Here is a 20,668-nt window from a genome sequence, read left to right as displayed (position 1 = left end):
AAATAAATAAAAAATAACGACACTATATATGAGAACGAAATTTAGATTTAGCATTCCTTTTTTAGCATTTTTTTTATTGATAAGCAGTTTATCAATCAATGCTTCTGAGGTAAATATTGATGTAAATAACGACCCTGAAAAAGATAAAGTTTTAATTTATGTATTAAAAAATATTTTAACAAGAGGGCATTTTGTGGTAAAAGACATGAACGACGATTTTTCTGAAGTTGTTTATAATAGTTTTATTGATGGTTTAGACCCAAGTAAAAGATATTTTACCCAACAAGATTTGAAAGAATTTTCTCAATACAAATATCAAATCGACAATCAACTTTTACAAGATGATTTATCTTTTTATAAATTAGTCTATGGACGTTTTTTGAAAAAAATAAAAAATGCAAAATCTTATTATGGAGATTTATTAGCACAACCTTTTAATTTTGATGAAAACGAAACCATTGATTTAGATTATGAAAAAGTTCCTTTTGCTAAAAATGATGCTGAATTGATGGATTATTGGAGAAAGCAATTAAAATTACAAACTTTAAGCAGAATTGAAGAGCAAACAGATTTACAAAAGGATAAACTTGAAAAAGATAAAAACTTCAAAGTAAAATCTTTTGCTATGATTGAAAAAGAGGCAAGAAAAGAAGTCCTAAAAAATATGGACGATTTATATATTAGAATTGAAGAATTAGAGCATGATGATTGGTTTTCTACTTTTTTAAATTCGGTTGTTGGTGCTTTTGATCCACATACAACCTATATGGATCCTAATATTAAAGAACGTTTTGACCAAACTATTTCTGGAAAATTAGAAGGAATTGGAGCACGTTTACAGAAAAAAGGAATTTACACACACGTTTCTGACTTAGTAATTGGTGGCCCAGCTTCTAAACAAGGAGAATTAGAACCAGATGATATTATTTTAAAAGTTGCACAAGGAGATGAAGAGCCTGTGGATATTGTTGGAATGCGTTTGGATGATGCCATAAAATTTATTAAAGGACCTAAAGGAACTGAGGTACGATTAACGGTTAAGAAAAAATTAGATGGTTCTATAAAAGTAATCTCTATTATTAGAGATGTTGTTCAGTTAGATGAAACTTTTGTAAAAAGTAGCATTGTAGAAAAAAATGGAAAAAAGTATGCTATTATAGATTTGCCAAGTTTTTACATTGATTTTAGCGATGATAATTATAGAGATTCTGCTAAAGATATGGAAAAAGAAATCGAAAGATTAAAAACAGAAGGTGTTGTAGGTTTAATTGTAGATTTAAGAAATAATGGTGGTGGTTCTTTAAAAACAGCCATAGAAATTTCTGGATTATTTATAGATCAAGGACCTATTGTACAAGTAAAATATAGAGGTGAAGATCCTGTTGTAAAAAAAGATATAGATCCACAAGTTCAGTGGGAAGGTTCTGTAGTTGTTTTGGTGAATGAATTTTCTGCATCTGCATCAGAAATATTTGCAGCAGCTATGCAAGATTATAAAAGAGCCGTAATTTTAGGTGGAAATCAAACTTATGGAAAAGGAACTGTTCAGAATATTTTACCTATCAATCAATTTTACCCAAAATACGAGAAAGATTTAGGTTTCTTAAAAATGACGATTCAAAAATTTTATAGAGTTAATGGAGGTTCTACACAACAAGAAGGTGTGTACTCTGATATTGCAATGCCAAGTAGATATAGTTATATGAAATTTGGTGAGCGTGATTTAGATGGAGCTTTGGCTTGGGATAAAGTGCCCCAAGCAAAATACACCCAAACAAATTCGTATGCTAACTTTAACGATGTTGTGTATAATAGTAAAGAAAGAATTGCTAACGACACTAATTTTAAATTGGTAAATGAATATGCAAAATGGTTAAAGAAGAGCCAAGATGAAACTACTTTTTCTTTAAATTCTAAAACTTTTTTTGCAGAAGGTGAGGCTAAAGAAAAAGAAGCAGATAAATTTAAATCTGTTTTTGACTATAAATCGAACCTAACTTTTTTATCTCCTAAGTATGAACAAGACTTATTTAAAACCAACCAAGATTTGGCAGATAAAAGAATAGCTTGGCATAAAAACTTAGCAAAAGATATGTATGTTTCTGAAGCTTTAAACGTGTTGAGTGAGTTAAAGTTGAGAGAAAAAGGCAAAATTGTAAAAAACTAAAAAGTAAAGTAATAACAAATTTAAACCTGATGTGTTTCTAAAACATATCAGGTTTTTTAATTTTATAAAAATGACATACCAAATTACATTCCCAACAAAATGGTCGGATTTTGACCCAAATAGACATATGCGTCACACTGCTTATAACGAATATGCTGCAGAAGTGAGAGTGCGTTATTTTAAATCTCAAAACTTTTCTATTGATGAGTTTACCAAATATAGTATAGGTCCTATTTTGTTTGAGGAATACACATCCTTTCGAAAAGAAGTTCATTTAGGAGAAAATATTTCTGTAACCATGAAATTATCTGGTTTATCTAAAAATAGTGAACGATGGAAACTTACGCACGAAGTTTTTAATGAAGCTGGTCAACTTTCTGCTATTATAAAAGTGTATGGAGCTTGGATTGATTTATCAAAAAGAAAATTAACAACACCTCCAAAAGAAGCACAAAACTTATTTACAAATGCTGAAAGAACTGCCGATTTTGAAGAGATTGTTTTAAAATCTAAAAGTTAAAAACTTAATTATATAATTTCATTTATTTTAACAAAAACTCAAAAAGCTATCTATTCATATGATTTTCAATAACATAAAACAATACCTATTTATAAAACCTCTTATATATTAAGGACGATTTATAGTATTTTCCACTTATTTTTCTTGAAAAATTGAAATCTTATAACAGAACAAAAAAATTGTGTAACACAAAAAGTTGATGTTGGTTGTTTCTTTGTAGTGTGATTATTTAGTAACACAAAAAAAGAATTAATAACCAAAAACAATCAACTATGAAGACTATAAATTTAAATTTGTTCGATAAGAAATCAATATTTACAACTTTACAAAATGATTTAGGTGGAAAGTTGACAACGTATCATAAAGAAACTGAATTCGAAATTGATAGACAATTAGGTTCTGGAAGTATTAGAGGTATTGAGTTACAAAATGGTGTTACTTTTTTAGAATTCGATTTAACGTGTAAAGAAGATGTAAAGATTGTTGTTACAAATAGCGCAAAAACTAACGTTAATTTCATGTATTGTAGTAAAGGTGAACTTTCTCACGCTTTTGAAAAGCAATCAAAAAAATTAACAGTAGAAGCTTTTCAAACAAGTATCATTGCCAATATTGAGTCTTCTGCAAATATATTAGAACTTAAAAGTGGCATCAATATAAAGAGCACCTTGATTTCTGTAAATACAACCTTAGAGGATTCGAGTATCAACAATAGATTAAGAGAAATTTTTATCAACAATAAAAAAGATGATTTTTACTATTGTGGTTCTTACAACTTTAAAATTTCTGAAACAATAAAGCAAATCGATGCTATTAAAAATGAAGGAATCGTAAGAACTTTATTAATTAATGGTTTTGTAAATGTTGTATTAGCTTTAGAGATAGAGCAACACAATATCGATATTAATAATGCCGAAATTAGATCTGCATCTTTAACTAAAAATGAAATGAGTACTGTTAAAGAAATGTCTGATTACATACAAAATTACTACGATACCAACTTACAAATTACTGAATTAGAAAGAAAATCTGGCTTAACAGCTGCAAAATTACAAGAAGGTTTTAAACTTTTACATGGTTTAACAATTTGTGAATATGTTAAATATGTAAGACTTACAAAAGCTGAAGAACTAATTTCTACAACCGATTTAAGTATTTCTGAAATTGTATACAGTTTAGGTTTTAGTAGTAGAAGTTACTTCTCTAAAATTTTTAAAGAAAAATATAATTGTTCTCCTGTAACTTATAAGAAAAATAACAAAATGGTGGCAATATCTGCATAATATTGCCTATTGGTAAGTTATTTATTGAAAACAGTATATCACTAAAAATTAGAGATATACTGTTTTCTTAATTTTAATTTATACTCTACAGAAGCTGCTGTGTAACCACCTTCTGTACCATCTACAAAATGGATGTGTTTTTTTTCTCTATCCTCTACATAACAAGACATAATAGATGCATATGTTTTATGAAAACCGTACACTATTTTATTTTGCGATTCTAAAGTATCTAGAAAAAAACGCAACTTCCCTAATTGTTTCTCATCACCAGAAATTACAGTATTTATAGAGCCATCTAACATAATTGTGTCAGAGAGCTGTGTAACTCTGTACAAATACAATTTACCAGCTTTAAAAAACTTAAAATAATATTGTCCGAAAAAAGTAATTAGCCAATTATTCATGAGGTAAGCTCTATTAAAAACCCCAATTCTTGTATGCATTTCCTTTCTAATTTTTTCTAAAGTTGGTTTTAACTTTAAATTTTTAACAGTTATAGGATTGCGTTTGTTTAGATTTCCAAAAATATAATCTATCTCGTTCATAATCTCATTAAAAACCTCTGCCTGTTTGGATTCACTAGTGGCACCAATTAAAAGACAAGCTACTTTTTTATGATTTCCTGACGGATATATTTCATCCCATCTGCATTCCATTCCTTCTAAATCTAACTTAATTTCTTTATCTATTAAATTGGCTTCTTTATTAAATTTTTCTTTAATTTTAGATTCGGCATATTTTAAACCATTACCAAGAATTACTGGCGTAGTTAAATAGTTATTTACTTTTAATTTTGATATTCTTAACGAATAATTATGTTGATAAACATCATCTACCACTAAACTGCCAACTCTTAAATCTAAGTTTAAAGTTCTTTTAATATGCAGACTATAATCTGTTAAAACATTCATTAAATCTTCTATAATTGATGATGGCACTATAAAAGTTGCTCCATCACCACCAAAAAAATAAGGAATTCTTAAACTTGAATGTATCTTTTTCACAGCATTTAAAACTGCAATAATACTTCCAGTAGCTGTTAAATTTACATCATTATGTTTGCCTTCTGTTACTGCATTCGATGATCCTTGGATATCTGTTACTAAAATATGCCAATTCTTTGGTACACTACTAAATAAATTTTCATTTTGTAATAAATCTTTTAATGAAGTTTCATTTTTAGGAATGTTTTTATAAAAATCCGTATAATCTTTCATAACAAATGATTGAGGTAATTAGCTATTTATTTTTTGGTAAAATTATACTAATAAAAATTAATTTACTTATTTTTATTGAAACATTTTCTGGTTTTTAAAACCTTAATTTAATTATAGTTAATGAAAATATTTGTAAAATTCGATTTGCATTCAGTTTGCACAAAGGTGTTAGAAAAAACACTGAACAACTCACAAATTAAACATACTATGCTAGGTTTTGGTGAAGTAGATCTTCTGGAATCGCCCAGTAAAGAAACTATGGAGGAGTTTGCTGAAAAATTAAGCGAGTATCATATAGAAATAGTGCAGGATCAGAAAAGTATTTTAGTGCAAAAAATAAAAGACACTATTATAGATATGGTTTTTAATGATGATAATGATTTACATGTAAAAAGTTCTGTATATTTATCGGAAACATTAGATCATAGCTATGGATATTTAGCCAATTTATTTTCTGAAGTTACGTATACATCCATAGAAAATTTTATAATTATTCAAAAAATAGAATATACAAAACAATTAATTTTAAAAGGTAATTTAAGTTTAACAGAAATTGCATTTAAATTAAATTACTCTAGTGTTGCACATTTAAGCACTCAATTTAAAAAAACTACAGGAATTACACCTTCGTCATTTCAAAGAATAATAGCTAAAAGAAAAGAATTACTTAAATAATTAAGTTATGAATGATAATTATATAAATGTTGTATTGGCAGATGATGATGAAGATGATAGATTATTTTTTACAGAGGCTTTTGAAGAATTAAAAATAAATACCAGAGTTAGTACTTTTAACGACGGTGTTTTTTTAATGGATTATTTTAATAGTAAAGATGCTATTTTACCAGAAGTCCTTTTTTTAGACTTAAATATGCCAAGAAAATCTGGCTTAGACTGTTTAAAAGAATTAAGAGCAAATCAAAAATTTAAAGATATTGCCATTGCAATCTACTCTACATCATCATCCGAAGAAGATGTAGAAAACACCTTTGTATTAGGTGCAAATATATATATCAAAAAACCTAGCGATTTTAAGAGTTTGAAAAAAGTATTGTCTGATGTTGTTACCTTAAATTGGCAATATCATACAAATGGATTAAATAAAGATAACTTTTTATTACGTTTATAAACAATGATTACAAGAATTAAGCAAAAGTCTCCTTTATTTATTAAAATAGCTTTCTACATAGCTTTATTGATTATTTTAGTAGCAGGAGCTGTAGCTTTTAAAACAACAAAAAACCTTTCTAAATCTTCTGACTTAGTTGTAGAAACCTACATGGTTAATGTGCAATTAGAGCAAATATTATCTTATTTAAAAGATGCAGAAACTGGCCAAAGAGGTTTTATTATTACAAATGATTCTCTTTATTTAGAGCCTTATATAGAAAGTAGAGAAAGTATCAATAATAGTTTTGCAGAACTCAAAGAACTTACAAAAGAAAACGATTTTCAACAAAACAAGTTAAAAGATTTAAGTTCTTTAATCGATAAAAGACTTAATAATTTTGAAAGATCGTCCAGTTTTTCTATCAATGATAATTTAGAAAGCCCAAAATTTGACCCTGTTTTTTTTGAAGGTAAAGTATTAATGGACTCCATTAGAAATAAGATTTCTGAAATGATTACTCACGAAAGAGAGGAATTATCAAGAAGACAAGAAAATTACCAAAGTGATGCATTGTTAACTCCCATTTTTTTATTTTTCCTTATTCTTTTGTCTATTGCACTCGTTCTATTAGCTTATTACAAAATAACGAAAGATATTGAATCTTTAAAAATTTATAATGAAGAACTAGAAACGTTTAAAGAATCTGCTAATCAATCAGAAATAATTAGCAAACATGGTAACTGGATTTGGGATATGGAAGAAGAAACCTATACGTATTCTGATAATCTATATCGATTGTTAGGTGAGCAACCTCAATCTTTTAAGCCTAATTTAGATACTTTTATGAGTTATGTACATCCTGATGATAGAGAAAAACTAAAAAATGATGTAGAGGATATGATGGAAAATGAACATTTACCATTTGTACATTTTAGAATAATTCAAAAAAGTGGCAACATAAAACGCTTTAAATCTTATGCGCAAGTGTTAGAATTAGATGGTGTTAAAAAATTAATTGGTACAACTTCAGATGTTACTGACGAGTTTGAGAGCTTTAGACTGTTAGAGGAAAGAAATGCTGAACTAGAAAGAAACAACAAAGAACTTTCTGCTTTTAACCATGTTGCAAGTCACGATTTACAAGAACCTTTGCGTAAAATTCAAACATTCTTATCGCGTTTAGTAGATAAAGAGTCTGATAATTTATCTAAAAACGGACATGTATATATTTCTAGAATACAAAATGCAGCTTCAAGAATGCGTTTATTAATAGACGATCTTTTACAGTTTTCTAGAACCAATAAATCTGAAAAAGTCTTTGAAACAGCGAATATAAATTTAATCTTAGAAGGTGCAAAACAAGATTTAGCAGAAGCAATATCAGATTCTGATGCTTTGATTACTTCAGATACATTTCCTGTTATGCATGTAATACCTTTTCAAATTCAACAACTATTCTCTAATTTAATTAGCAATTCTATAAAATATCAAAAGCAAGATTCCACACCAGAAATTTCTATTAAATATCATAGAATAAATGCTATTGAAGAAGATAAGTTGATAAAACCTAAAAAAGAACATTATCATAAATTAACGTTTACAGATAATGGAATTGGCTTTAAAAATGAATATGCAGAAAAAATATTTGTTCTTTTTAATAGATTGCATGGAAAAAGCGATTTTTCTGGAACAGGTATTGGTTTATCTATCTGTAAAAAAATAGTAGAAAACCACAAAGGCTATATTTTTGCAAACGGAACACCAGATAAAGGAGCCATTTTTGAAGTTTACTTGCCTATTTAATATTTAATTATTAAAGTATACTTTTAAAAATAGTTGCTTTTAGTTTAACCAAAACTGAATACTAATTTAAAGATTTTTAGTATTTGAAACCTCAAATATGGGAATTTTATAACTGACCCAAAAAAAAATGTAACATAAAATGTTGATCTTATGCTGATCTTTGTGGTATAAAATATCAAATAGTATTATGTATAGAATTAGCAAAAAAACACACGCTGTTTTAATTTTAATAACCATTTTAACACTTTACTCTTGTAACTACATTGTAAACAAGAATGATGAAAATGAAAAATCATCGATAATTTCTTCTGAACGAGTACAAACTAATAAAGAACAAGCCAAACTTTTAGTAAATACGAGTGAAACTATTATTGAAGTAATTGATATTTGTGAAATCGTAGAAAATTCGGAAATTGAAGAACCGAAAAGAAAAATTATCAATAATTTAAAAATGAAACACATTAAAATTTTAGATGAAATTAAGTTAGCATCTTCTGCAATAATGGTTTCTGTGCCTTATAACAACAAAAAAAATGCACTAAGATTATATGACAAATTAATTTTTGAAGAAAGAATTGAAATGATTCAAAGTAAAGTTATAAAACAAAAAGAGCTTGTAAACTCTCTTAAAAACAGCTCATCTAATAAAATAATTTTAGAATTAACAGATTCTATAATACCTATAATAGATACGAATTTAAAATCTATACACGAAATTGAAACTACATTTTTAACTATTTAAAAACCAAAATCATGAAATATTTAGCCACTCTTTTAGGAACCATTGTTATGTTTATATCAACTACAAATGTTGATGTAACTGCATTAGAGACCAATAATAGTTTTCAAATTGATGAAGCTGTATTTGATGGTAATGAAGGTAACTTATATTTTTTTACAGATATAGATGAAAAAGCTATTACTATTGAAGATGATGAAGATAAACTTTTTAAAGATTTTGAATTAGCACCAAACAATTATATAGGTAAAACTTTCGAGCTTTTAATTGCACCTAATAAACTTAAAAATAATACTTGCGACTCTAAAGCTGTTTTAAAAATTACATTAAAAGAGTAATATGATGTTTACATACCATTTAAAATGATAAAAAACCTTTAAATTAAATTTTAAAGGTTTTTTTATGTGTGATAGAAAATTAGACTTACACTATTTTAAAATTCAGTTCTCATGAAAAATTAGTATTTTTTTTAGAATAAAATTCCTTCTAAAAGAGAATAATTTCTAAGTTCTATTAAACTTTTTTCTACAGATTTTTTTTGATTATTAATTATAGTTCTTAAGCTTAGTGGTAAATCTTTGTTGATAAGTAATAAGTTGTAATCTGCAATACATTTTTCTTCTGCTAAAATAATTTCATTCAACATTCTCTTTTTATCAGTAATTTTCAAAATAGAGTTTGTATTCATCCATTTATCAAATTTTAATTCTGTTCCATATGTTTTTTTTGATGGAGTAATATTAGATTCCAAAAAACATTTTTTTAAATCTATTGAATGTTGACAAGATTCTACATGCTTTTTTTTAAGAACAGGTTTTAAATACAAATTCTCAACACATTCAGACATTTTTAAATAGCCAATTTCTTTTTGAATAGAATTTTCTAAAAAAGAATCTAAAAATAAACTTAATTCCAATTGCTTCATCATAGTACATTTTTTTTGTAGCCAATAAACTACTTCACAAAACTACTCCTTAAAAGCGATTCACTTTAACAATTTACAGACAATTGATAACGTATTTCAGTACTTTATTTTTTCAAATATCGTTTTTTTTAAACTTTACAAAGCGTAAGTTTAAAAACTTAAGTTTTAGAATTAATTGAAATAATTAAAAAAAAAGTTTTAAAAACAAGAAAGCATTTTTAGCATTAACAAATGTTAAAAGCCCAATGGCAGATAAATATATGTGGAAAAAGCTAAAAAGTTTTTAATTATAAATCAAAAAATAAATTTATAGCTGGTTTTAATAAATTCTGATTTCAGATAATCTAGAATTTTTATATTTAGATGGAGTAACTCCATATCTTTCTTTAAATATTTTAGAAAAATAACTGTTGCTTCTAATCCCTAATTCATCTGCAATTTCTGCAATAGTATAATTAGCATCTTCTAACAAAATTCTAGCTCTATCTAATCTTTTATTTCGCGTAAAATCGTGTACAGAACAACTATAGTAAATATTAAATAATTTTTGAAGTTTACTTTCTGATAAAAAGTTTTTATTCGCAATTTCTTCAATGGTTGGTAAATCGCTTAAATTATCTTCAATAAATTTAGATATGATTACAACTTGATCTGTATCTTTTTCTGATAATGTGTCAATATCATTATCTAAAGTATTTCCTAAATAGGTTTCTAAAGTATTGGACAAAATAGTGTACGTTACTCCTTCTTTATATAATGAACCAATAAATCCTTTTTTGGTATTATGTAGTATTTTATGAATCATTTCAAACTCCTCTGAGCCAAAAGGATAGGTGTAAAAAAAAGGGTTTTCAGCCTTTACATCTCTCAAAAGTTTGCTTAATTCATCTCCTAAATTAAACTTAAAGGAAGCCAATTTATGTTCAAATAAATTTCTATTTAATTCTAAACTAAATATATGTATATTTTTATCTTTTGGAATTTTAAAGGAATGAGTTTTATCAATAGAACTTCCAATAATAGCTCCACTGTATTTAGGAATACTTTCAAAATCACCTTCTTTTCCAAAATTATGATAAAATGTATCACCTAGATTAAAAACAAACTTTAGCGGATTAATCCTATTTTTGTTCATTTTTAAAACCAAATCTTCATTTAGCTTATAAGCTGAATTCATAATCCCTAAACCAGATGCAAACTGTACTGCTAAAACTTCTCCAACTCCATTAATTTCGGGAATTTTAAAAGAAGTAATATTATCTTCTTCTTTAAAATCGGCACTTAAATTTATTGCCATTTCTTTTACAATATCTTCTACAAAATGATCTTCTATAGCAAATTTTTGGGACATTATATTTTTTTTGAGCAAGATACATTTTAATTCATAATGTTAAAAACTTAACGAAGAATTACAATTCCATATCAATTACAATTTTACCTTTCGTTTTTCTTTGCATCATACTTTCTAATGCTTTAGGAGCATTTTTTAAAGAATATATTTTATCAATATGTGGTTTTAAATCTCCTTTTGCAAACCATGTTAATAATTGTATACTATTTTCTAAACTTTTTTTGGGTTCTTTTTGAACAAATGCACCCCAAAAAACCCCTACCATACTTGCGCCTTTTAACAATGCTAAATTAATTGGTATTTTAGGAATTTCACCATTGGCAAAACCAACAACCAAATGTCTTCCTTTCCAAGCAATTGCTCTTAAAGCTTGTTCAGAAAAATCACCTCCAACAGGATCGTAAATTATGTTTACACCTTTTCCCTTGGTTAACTCTTTTACTGTATCTTTTAAATTTTCTTCAGTATAATTAATAAGCTCATCTGCTCCATACTGTTGGCATAAAGCTAACTTTTCTTTAGTTGACGCTGCTGCAATAACTTTTGCACCCATTAATTTTGCCAACTCTAAAGCTGTTAAACCAACACCACCAGAAGCACCTAAAATTAAAATAGTTTCTCCTTTTTGTAAATTTGCTCTGTCTTTTAAAGCATGATAAGAAGTACCGTAAGCTAATAAAAAAGCAGCCGCATTTACCATACTCATTCCTTTTGGTTTGGGGAAACAATCTTTAGCTTTTACAACAGCTTTTTCTGCAAAACCGCCAAAAGGAATAAAACCAACAACCTCATCTCCTTTTTTTAAATGCGTAATATCTTTACCAACTTTTTCTATAATTCCTGCAACATCACTTCCTGGAGAAAAAGGAAACTCAGGTTTAAACTGGTATTTGCCTTGAATAATTAAAGTATCTGGAAAATTTAAGCTACAAGCTTTTACATTTAATAGAATTTCATCACTTTTAATAGAGGGCGTTTCTATTTCTTTATATTGTAGAGTTTCTGGTTTTCCGAATTTTGTACAAAGAATTGCTTTCATATAAAAAATTTAAACAGTGTTTAAAAATACATTTATTATATTTTAAAAAGGATAGTTTCCTTATTAATTAGTTGATTAGTTTTTTTTTATAAAAACTAAAACATAGCTAATTTTTCATTTAAGATTTAAATAAATCTCTCCAAATATTTTAAATAAATGAAGCTAAACCACCAATGTTTTAGACTTTTATTATTAAAACTGATTTTAGTTTAACGAAAATATTAATAAGTTAAACAAAAATTAGGTAATTTGCTTATTCCCTACATCTCAATTCTTACCTATATTTGGAGTGTAGTAAATTAGGTGTCCCCCAACTTTTTATAATAAATAAAAGCTAAACTTTAAACGTTTAGCTTTTTTTAGATTTATAAGTAAAGCAAGTTTAGTTAAATATCGAAAATATTTTAGAAAATCAGGAAATTTGATTATTAAAAATAAAATATGCTGCTTTTAAATGAACATAATTTTATTCTTAAAATTATTGGCACTTATTTTTCTATAATGATAAACTATTTGAAATTTCACTAATTAATAAATCGAAGTCTTGAGATTTATCAAAAAAAGCATCAGCACCATTTTTTAAACACATTCTTTTTAGCTCGATATTTATAGAAAATACAAACACTTTTACAAGCTTATTTTTTTCTCTAAGCCACTTTAACAATTCTATTCCATTGCCATCAGGCAAATTTAAGTCAAGAACAATAACATTGTAGTTTGTTTGCATTAACCTCGTTTTTGCCTCTTGTAAATTTACAGCTAAGTGAACTGTATGGATGTTCTTTAAGTCTTTTGTAGAATTATATAACTTTTCTCCAATACAAAAATCATCTTCAATTAATAAAAGATTGTGTTTAGTTGTTGCCAAAATTTAAGTTTCTTTGAACTTTAAATATAGTAAAAGTTAGTCTTTTAAAATCTAAGCATAATTCTTAATTATTGTTACTAACAAATTCAAAAAGAAGCATATAATTATGTATTGGTATCAGTAAAAGACAAAAACTTAAACCTAAGAAGTATAAAAATGTATCAATAATTATTTATACTATTTCTTTTGCAAATTATAAAGATGTTAAACCTTCACGAATTGCAAATTTTGTAAGTTCAGGTATGGTGTGTAAATCTAATTTTTTCATTAAATTATTTCGATGAACATCTACAGTTTTAGAACTAAGAAACAATACTTCGCCTATTTCTTTAGATGATTTTCCTTCGGCTAATAGTTGTAAAACCTCGGTTTCTCTACTACTTATTTTTTTTAAATCTTCGTCTTCGTTTAAAGAATATAAGTAATCTTGATTGATATTTTTAGAAAGGTATTTTCTATTTTGCATTACAGTAGTAATTGCAGTAATTAACTCATTTACATCACCATCTTTTAATAAATAGCCATAACCTCCTGCTTGAAACATGGCTTGCACAAATTTTCTATTGGCATGCATAGAAAGACCAATAATTTTAATTTCTGGATTATCTTTAAGAATTTGTTTTGCAGCTTCAACACCATTTAAACTAGGCATAGAAATATCTGTAATTACTACATCTGGGTTTAATTTTGCACACAATTTAATAGCCTCTCTGCCATTTGATGCCTCTGCAAGAATTTGCAAGTTTGCTTTTTGCTCAATAAGATTCCTTAAACCATCTCGTAACATTTGATGGTCATCAACTAAAATGATATTTATTTTTCTTGAGGAATTCATATGTCTAAAGGTACGTAAATTTTAATCTTTGTACCAATTTTTAATTCTGATGTAATTATAAATTTCCCATTCAAACTTCTAATACGCTCTTTTACTGCAAATAAACCAAAACCAGAACTAGAATTTCCACCAGTATTTAATACAGCAGTATCAAAACCTTTTCCATTATCTGTAATTAAAATATCAACTGCATTTTTATGTTTAATCAACTCTAAAGTTATCAAAGTTGCTTCTGCATATTTTATAGTATTTGTAACAGCTTCCTGAACACAACGAAATATTAAAATTGATTTAAAATCAGTAAGTTTAATAGTGTCTACATTGCTATTAAAGTTAAATTTAATACCGTATTTTTCTTCTATTTCTTCTGCAAACCAATCTAAGGCATGTACCACTCCTAATTGATATAAAACAGGTGGAGAAAGTTCGTATGTTATTGTTCTACTGTTTTCTAACGCACTAGAGATATGTGATTTTATAAACTCAAGATCTTTTTGTATATTTTTTAATTCGGTTTTCTTTTCCAACTCTGTAATTCTCATTTTTGAAATTACTAAAGATTGACTTAAATGATCATGAATATTAGCTGCAATTTCTTTTTTTTGTTTTTCTTCGATTAAAGAAATTTCACTCGTTAATTTTTGAAGAGAAGATTGGTAATCTTCTATTTCTTTTTTTGCAAACATCCATTGTGTAACATCTCTACTAGTTGATATTAGAGAAACAATTTCGTTGTCTTTCATGATAGGCGAAATTAAAGTTTCCAACCAAACAAAATGACCTTTTTTATGCTGAGCTCTATAAGTTATTGCTTCTATGACAATTCCCTTTAAGAGTTTTTCATTAAATTCTTTGTTAATATAAGTCATATCATCCTTGTGAATTACTTCCCTAAATTGTTTTTTGAGTAATTCGTCTTGTTTATACCCCAATAAGCTTTCTACAGCAGGACTTATATATTTAATGTTTGAATTAGGTTCTTGAAGCGCTATAATATCATTAGTATTGTCTGCCAATAATCGATACATTTCTTCTGCCTTCTTTCTATCAGTTATATTTACATTGGTTCCAAGATAACCAATAAGCTCATTTTTATCGTTAAAGAGTTCTTTTGCAGTGGCTTCTACCCAAATAATGTTTTCAGTTTTTTTATTAATAAACCTGTACTCATATTTCCATTTTCCATTAGATTTAACGGATTTATACCAATTCTTATTTACTTTTTTTAAATCGCTAGGATGTACAGCTTTTGACCAACCTGAGGGACTCAAAGCCTCTTCTAAAACCAATCCTGTTAAACTAAGCCAGGTTTCGTTAACGTAGGTATAACTGCCACTTAAATCTGTTGTAAAAATTGCAATAGGAGACTTTTCTGTATACGATTTAAATTTAGCTTCACTAATTTCTACTTGTTCTTTTGCTTCTAAAATTTCTGATTGTATTTTCTTTGACTCAGTAATATCTATGTTACCACCAATCATTCGCAAAGCAATTCCTTCTTTATCTCTAATAACAGTAGCATTTGCTTCAATATAGTGTATGGATTTGTCTGGCCAAACAACTCTAAAAACTGAATTAAAATTATGTACTCCATTTATAGTATCTAACAAATGTTTACTTGTCCATTCTAAATCATCAGGATGTACACTTTTTTGCCAAGCACTTAGTGCTCCGTCAAAATTTTCCTTCTTTACTCCATACAACTCAAGCATCCTATCATCCCAAGTTAGGATATCGTTAACAACATCCCAATCCCAGATACCTATTTTTACAGACGTTGTTGCTATTCGTAATCGTTCTGTTGTTAAAAGTAAATTTTCTTGCGCTTTTTTTCGTTCTGTAATATCTAAAACTATAGCAATAAAATTTTTATGATTGGCTTCATCAACTAAGGTTATATGGACTTCTACTGGATAAATACTTCCGTCTTTTCTTATATGATTTGTAAAAAATACTACTTTACTTTTTTCATTATTGTGCAAAGGAGCTAATAATTCATTAAAAGTGGATGCTGTATGGTTTGCTTTTAAATCGAGTGGGGTTAACTCTTTGATTTCTTCCTTTGAATATCCTAAATTCTGAATTGCTCCTTTATTCACATAAATAAATTTATAAGTTTCATAATCAAACATATAAACCTCATTTAAACTATTTTCTAGAGTTTCTTGGAATCTAGTTTTTTCTTCTTCTACTTTTTTTCTTTCAGTAATATCAAAGTTGATTGCTAAATATTGGGTCGGTTTGTTATTTTCATCTAAAAAAGGAACTATAGTTGCATCTACCCAATAATAAGAACCATCTTTAGTCTTATTTTTTATTTCTCCACGCCAAACTTTGCCAGAAGTTATTGTTTTCCATAATTCCTTAAAAAATAATTCTGAATGATAATTAGAATTAAGTATTTTTAATGTTTTCCTAATAACCTCATTTTTATTGTAACCTGTTATGTCACAAAAATTTTCATTTACAGAGGTAATTTCGCCTTTTTGATTTGTAAAAGCAATAATAGCAGACTGATCTAAAGAATATTTAAAATCTTTTAAAGATTTTAAACTCTTCTTTAATTCTTGCATGGCAATTTTTTTCTCATGGATGTCTTGGTAACTTCCATAAATTCTAGTGTTTTTTCCATTTATTATTTCGCTTTTACCAATAGCTCTGCACCAACGTTGTTTGCCTGTTGCTGTGCGTAATAAAATTTCTTCATCGAACTCAATACCATCTTTAATTAAAAGCATTAAGGCATTTTTTATTCGTTCTCTACTTTCTCCTATATGAAATTCTATTCCATCTTTTAATGTAGGGTTATAGTTACTATCTATTTCTAATATTTCTTTTATACTTGGAGACCAAAACATCTTATCTCCTTCTTGGCTTATCAAGTCCATTTCCCAACTACCAATTTTTGCTATTTTGTTGGTTTGCTCAAGTAAAAGTTCATTTTTAGCCTCTTCAGTAACATCTAAAATTACAGAATTAAACATTACAGTGCCATCTGCTAACAAATTAGGAGATCCATAACCCAAATGTGTTTTAATTTCTCCATTAGGCATCACATATTTCCATTGAGCAGACCATTTGGTTTGAGTTTTTATTGATTCTGAAATACTTGTTTTAACAATATCTAGATCTCCACCTGCCTCAACTTGGCTCCAAACTAGCTGATTATTTTGCTCCACATCTTTCGCTGTAAAACCCCAAACCTCTTGTGAACCTGCTGTTATAGCCTTTAATTTATCTGTATTATCTGGATATAAAAAATATTGAAAAACTACTCCTGGCAAATTATCTGCTAAAGATTGTAATCTTGATTCAGCTTCTTTACGTTGCGTAATATCTTCACAAATAGCAACTGTTTTTTTAGGGTTTCCGTTTTCGTCTCTTATAAAGGCTAAATGAATACGAACCCAAACAATATTACCGTCTTTTTTAATATAACGCTTTTCATTACTATAATCCTCTTCTCCACGAGCTGCTTTATAGAATAATTCCAAATCGCCCTCAAGATCATCAGGATGTGTAAGTTCTGAAAATTTCATCTGCAGTAATTCTTCCACAGAATATCCTGTAATAGTTTCATAATACGAATTAATCAGAATTATTTTACCATTGGATGGATCAACCTGTGCAATCCCTAAAGAAGCAATTTCAAAAATAGTCCTGAATTTAGTTTCACTTTCTTGAACAGCAATTTCGGCTTGTTTACGTTCATTTATATCTTGAAAACTACCAAAAATTCGTGTACAAACGCCGTTACTAAATTCTGCTTTTGCATTTGATCGAACCCATAATTCTTTTTTATCTGCTGTAATAATAACAGCTTCTAAATCATAAGATTTGCCCTTCGATATACATTTTTCAACACTAGATTTTATAAGTTCATGAAAATCTTTTCTGTAGAAATTTATAGCTTCATCTAATTGTGGGTTATAGGTTTCTGGATTTGTGCCATGAATTATATGTACTTCTTCTGACCAAAAAACTGTTTTATCAACTAAGTTTACCTCCCAACTTCCAATTTTAGCTAAACTAGCCACTTGCCTATTTAGTTCTCGTAAACTTTTTTCTTCTGTAATATTTTGTATAACACCTCTTTTACCAATAATTTTTTTATGCTCGTTATAAACAGGTTGCACCATGTTTCGTATCCAAAGTTCTTCATTTTCAGAAAAAACAACTCTTAATTCTAAATCATATGGAGTACCAAATTCATTTAATTTTTTATTTGCAATGCTTATCTTTTCTTGAGATTCAGCATCAAAGTAACTTTTAGCAACATCATATCTTAAAATATCATCTTCTGGTTTTAATTTATAAAGCTGATAAATATAATCTGACCAAGTAAGTGTATTATGAACAAGATCTTGATACCAATATCCTATTTTAGCCACTTTACTTGCTTGATTCATGATATTTTGATTCCTTTCAACCTTTTCCTTTGCTTTTAATAAGGCCAATTGATCATTTTTTTCTTTGGTAATATTTTGTGAAACACCTCTTCTACCAATAATTTCATTTTGGTCATTATAAACGGGTTGCCCTAGATTACGAATCCAAATATTTTCATTTTTATAGTTAATCAAATTTAGCTCTAACTCATAAGGTGTTCCTTTTGTGGCTAATTCTATAGTTGCTTCTACAATTTCTTTTTTTGATTTTTCAGTAAAAAAGCTAAGAATAACATCCAAACTTGGAACTTCTTTTTCAGGATTTGTACCATATATTTTATGAATCTGGTCAGACCAAGAAATTATATCTTTCTCTTTATCATAAGACCAGTAGCCTATTTTAGCAATTCTACCAGCTTCTCTAATAGAATATTCGCTTTCTTCGGCTTTATCTTTGGCTTGTCTTAATTCATTTTCAATTGCAATTTGATCTGTAATATCTTGGGTTGTTCCCTTAAACGCAATTACTTGATTTTTTTCATTAAAAATTGGTTTCGCTATAGCATTCACAATTTTCTTAGAAGCATCAGGCATTGTTAGCTCTAATTCCATCTTAAAAGGAATTCCTTTTTTAGTTGCATTATCAACTACAGCTATAAAGTACTCCCAATCTTTTGGGCTAATTCTCTTTTGGTGATCTAAAAATTCTATTGAAGTTTTTGCTGAATCAAACCCCCATATATTATAAGTTTCTTCAGACCATTCAGATACTTTATTTATAACATCATAATACCAACTGCCTAATTTAGCAAGTTGTTGAGCCTCTTTCATTTTATGCTCATTTTCTTCTGCTATTTCCTTGGCTTTAATTAAGTTTTCTTCTTGTTCAACCTGAGCTGTGATGTCTCTTGAGTTTACAACAATACCATTTACTGCAGGATTATTGAGCATGTTAGTTAACACTGTTTCTACCCATCTCCACTTATCTTTATGGTTTTTAGCTCTATAGTGTTGCATAACAACCCTATCTTCAGTAATAACTTTGTTAAGACTTTCTAAAGCATTTTCAGTATCATCTGGGTGTAGAAATTCAAAAGCATTTTTACCTATAAATTCTTCTGGTGGTATGCCAATAATTCTCATACTAGAAGGACTCATGTAAACGTAGTTTCCTATTTTGTCTATTATTGCATATAAGTCAGAGCCTTCTTGAACTAAAGCTTTAAAGCGTTGTTCACTTTGTACTATTTTTTCTTCTACTTTTTTCTGTTCTGTAATGTCTTGTACAACCCCTCTTCTGCCAATAATTTTATTATTTTCATTATAAATTGGCTTAATAATTACTCTATATTTTAAATGTTTATCATCTTTAACTTTTAGATCCAGAATTTCATCCACTATGGTACCAAATTCCATACATGCTTTAACTCCTTCCTGTAAAATAGTATTAGATTCTTCTGTAAGAAATTTTGAAACACCTTTTAAAGGAAATTTATCATTTGCAGGAAACTCAAAAAGATCATGTAATAAGTGAGAGTAATAAGCATTTTGAGAATCTATATGCACCTCATAAGCGCCAAGTTTAGCCAACTTGCTAGCTTCTTTTAATAAAAACTCATTGAATTGTGTTTTTTTTAATGATACGTTAATTTGATCTTTAGACTCCTCTAATTCCTCTTGATATGTTTTTAATTGAGTAACATCATCTATAGTTACACAAACCCTAAAAAGTTCTTTATTTCCATTTTCAAACTCAGGTATTGCATTTACTTTTAACCAAGTGTACAAACCTGTTTTAACATTAACAACCCCAACAATATTATTACGAACTGGTTTTTTATTAGTGATAGCTCTTTTTGCTGGGTTATCATGTAAACCTATAAGTTCCCTTTTACTGTCTATTGGTTTCCAAGAAGTATCAAAGATAGATTTCCCAATCATCTCCTTTTCAGTTATACCTAAAATTTGTAAAGTAGATTCGTTTACAGAAGTAACGATTCCTTTTGGAGTAGCATAAATAACTCCATGAGACATGTTTTCAAAAAGATCTTGATACTGTTTTTGATTTTTTTTTAGATTTTTTGTGTACTCTATTACTATTTTATCTCTTTTTTTTAAAGCATAATAAATAAGTAAAGAGCTCACTAAAACAAAAAACACACCTTTATAAGACTGAATTTCACTTAAAGTTTCATTAGAAATATTTTCTTCAAAAAAGAGCAGTAAAAATCTATCTGAAAAAATAATATATAATGAACATATTATAAAATAAATGATAGAAATATTTGTAGAGGATACTAATTTATTAGAGTATTCTTTAAATCTCATAAGTTGGGAATATAATGAACTTAAAAATATGAAAAAAAAGTAACTCTTTTGTAATCAATCATATTTTATTTAAAATAAAAAGCCTTTTAAAGAA

At 27.7% G+C, this 20,668-nt stretch carries 15 protein-coding genes; 8 read left to right on the top strand and 7 right to left on the bottom strand.

Annotation, left to right across the window (positions count from 1 at the left end; translation table 11 throughout):
- Positions 1 to 28 precede the first annotated feature (28 nt).
- The 3 genes from P161_RS0109345 to P161_RS0109335 all read left to right on the top strand — a co-directional run bounded on the left by P161_RS0109345 (position 29) and on the right by P161_RS0109335 (position 3,970).
- A complete protein-coding gene (locus tag P161_RS0109345; protein WP_026776743.1) occupies positions 29 to 2,167 on the top strand; it encodes a carboxy terminal-processing peptidase in 2,139 nt (712 codons plus the stop codon).
- Positions 2,168 to 2,237: 70 nt separating this feature from the next.
- Positions 2,238 to 2,687, top strand: a complete 450-nt coding sequence (locus P161_RS0109340; RefSeq protein ID WP_026776742.1) for a thioesterase family protein — start codon at positions 2,238 to 2,240, stop codon at positions 2,685 to 2,687.
- A 272-nt stretch (positions 2,688 to 2,959) separates the two neighbouring features.
- On the top strand, positions 2,960 to 3,970 hold the full coding sequence (locus tag P161_RS0109335) for an AraC family transcriptional regulator (RefSeq protein WP_026776741.1): 1,011 nt from the start codon (positions 2,960 to 2,962) through the stop codon (positions 3,968 to 3,970).
- Between the two features lie 41 nt (positions 3,971 to 4,011).
- On the opposite strand, the gene P161_RS0109330 is transcribed toward P161_RS0109335, so the two are convergent.
- Complete coding sequence (locus tag P161_RS0109330) at positions 4,012 to 5,187, bottom strand: DUF3095 domain-containing protein (protein ID WP_026776740.1); 1,176 nt, start codon at positions 5,185 to 5,187, stop codon at positions 4,012 to 4,014.
- 120 nt (positions 5,188 to 5,307) lie between these two features.
- Here P161_RS0109330 and P161_RS0109325 point away from each other — a divergent pair, with 120 nt between their 5' ends.
- The 5 genes from P161_RS0109325 to P161_RS0109305 all read left to right on the top strand — a co-directional run bounded on the left by P161_RS0109325 (position 5,308) and on the right by P161_RS0109305 (position 9,178).
- The gene (locus P161_RS0109325) at positions 5,308 to 5,862 is read left to right on the top strand and encodes an AraC family transcriptional regulator (RefSeq protein ID WP_026776739.1); all 555 of its coding nucleotides are present in this window, start codon (positions 5,308 to 5,310) and stop codon (positions 5,860 to 5,862) included.
- Positions 5,863 to 5,869: 7 nt separating this feature from the next.
- Positions 5,870 to 6,316, top strand: a complete 447-nt coding sequence (locus P161_RS0109320; protein ID WP_026776738.1) for a response regulator — start codon at positions 5,870 to 5,872, stop codon at positions 6,314 to 6,316.
- Positions 6,317 to 6,319: 3 nt separating this feature from the next.
- On the top strand, positions 6,320 to 8,101 hold the full coding sequence (locus P161_RS0109315) for a CHASE3 domain-containing protein (RefSeq protein ID WP_026776737.1): 1,782 nt from the start codon (positions 6,320 to 6,322) through the stop codon (positions 8,099 to 8,101).
- Positions 8,102 to 8,288: 187 nt separating this feature from the next.
- Entirely contained in the window at positions 8,289 to 8,843 is a 555-nt protein-coding gene (locus P161_RS0109310) for a hypothetical protein (RefSeq protein WP_026776736.1), read from the top strand.
- Positions 8,844 to 8,854: 11 nt separating this feature from the next.
- Positions 8,855 to 9,178: a hypothetical protein gene (locus tag P161_RS0109305; protein ID WP_026776735.1), complete on the top strand. Its 324-nt coding sequence runs from the start codon at positions 8,855 to 8,857 to the stop codon at positions 9,176 to 9,178.
- A 131-nt stretch (positions 9,179 to 9,309) separates the two neighbouring features.
- Here the strand turns inward: P161_RS0109305 and P161_RS0109300 are convergent, their stop codons facing one another.
- From P161_RS0109300 to P161_RS0109275, 6 genes are all read right to left on the bottom strand, one after another.
- The gene (locus P161_RS0109300) at positions 9,310 to 9,768 is read right to left on the bottom strand and encodes a hypothetical protein (RefSeq protein ID WP_026776734.1); all 459 of its coding nucleotides are present in this window, start codon (positions 9,766 to 9,768) and stop codon (positions 9,310 to 9,312) included.
- A 316-nt stretch (positions 9,769 to 10,084) separates the two neighbouring features.
- Positions 10,085 to 11,116 (bottom strand): AraC family transcriptional regulator, encoded by a 1,032-nt coding sequence (locus tag P161_RS0109295; RefSeq protein ID WP_026776733.1) that lies wholly within the window; start codon positions 11,114 to 11,116, stop codon positions 10,085 to 10,087.
- 58 nt (positions 11,117 to 11,174) lie between these two features.
- Positions 11,175 to 12,155 carry an NADPH:quinone oxidoreductase family protein gene (locus tag P161_RS0109290; protein WP_026776732.1) on the bottom strand — a complete coding sequence of 327 codons (981 nt, stop codon included), beginning with the start codon at positions 12,153 to 12,155 and terminating at the stop codon, positions 11,175 to 11,177.
- Positions 12,156 to 12,651: 496 nt separating this feature from the next.
- A complete protein-coding gene (locus P161_RS0109285) occupies positions 12,652 to 13,023 on the bottom strand; it encodes a response regulator (RefSeq protein ID WP_026776731.1) in 372 nt (123 codons plus the stop codon).
- 193 nt (positions 13,024 to 13,216) lie between these two features.
- Positions 13,217 to 13,858, bottom strand: a complete 642-nt coding sequence (locus P161_RS0109280; RefSeq protein ID WP_026776730.1) for a response regulator transcription factor — start codon at positions 13,856 to 13,858, stop codon at positions 13,217 to 13,219.
- A complete protein-coding gene (locus P161_RS0109275; RefSeq protein ID WP_026776729.1) occupies positions 13,855 to 20,574 on the bottom strand; it encodes a PAS domain S-box protein in 6,720 nt (2,239 codons plus the stop codon). Before P161_RS0109275 ends, P161_RS0109280 begins: the two co-directional genes overlap by 4 nt.
- Between the last annotated feature and the right edge of the window lie 94 nt (positions 20,575 to 20,668).

Origin of the sequence: Polaribacter sp. Hel_I_88, from assembly GCF_000687935.1 — a bacterium.
In the GTDB taxonomy this organism is placed as follows: domain Bacteria; phylum Bacteroidota; class Bacteroidia; order Flavobacteriales; family Flavobacteriaceae; genus Polaribacter.
Note: the sequence above shows the minus strand (reverse complement) of the source record. Positions and strands in the feature narration are given on the sequence as shown.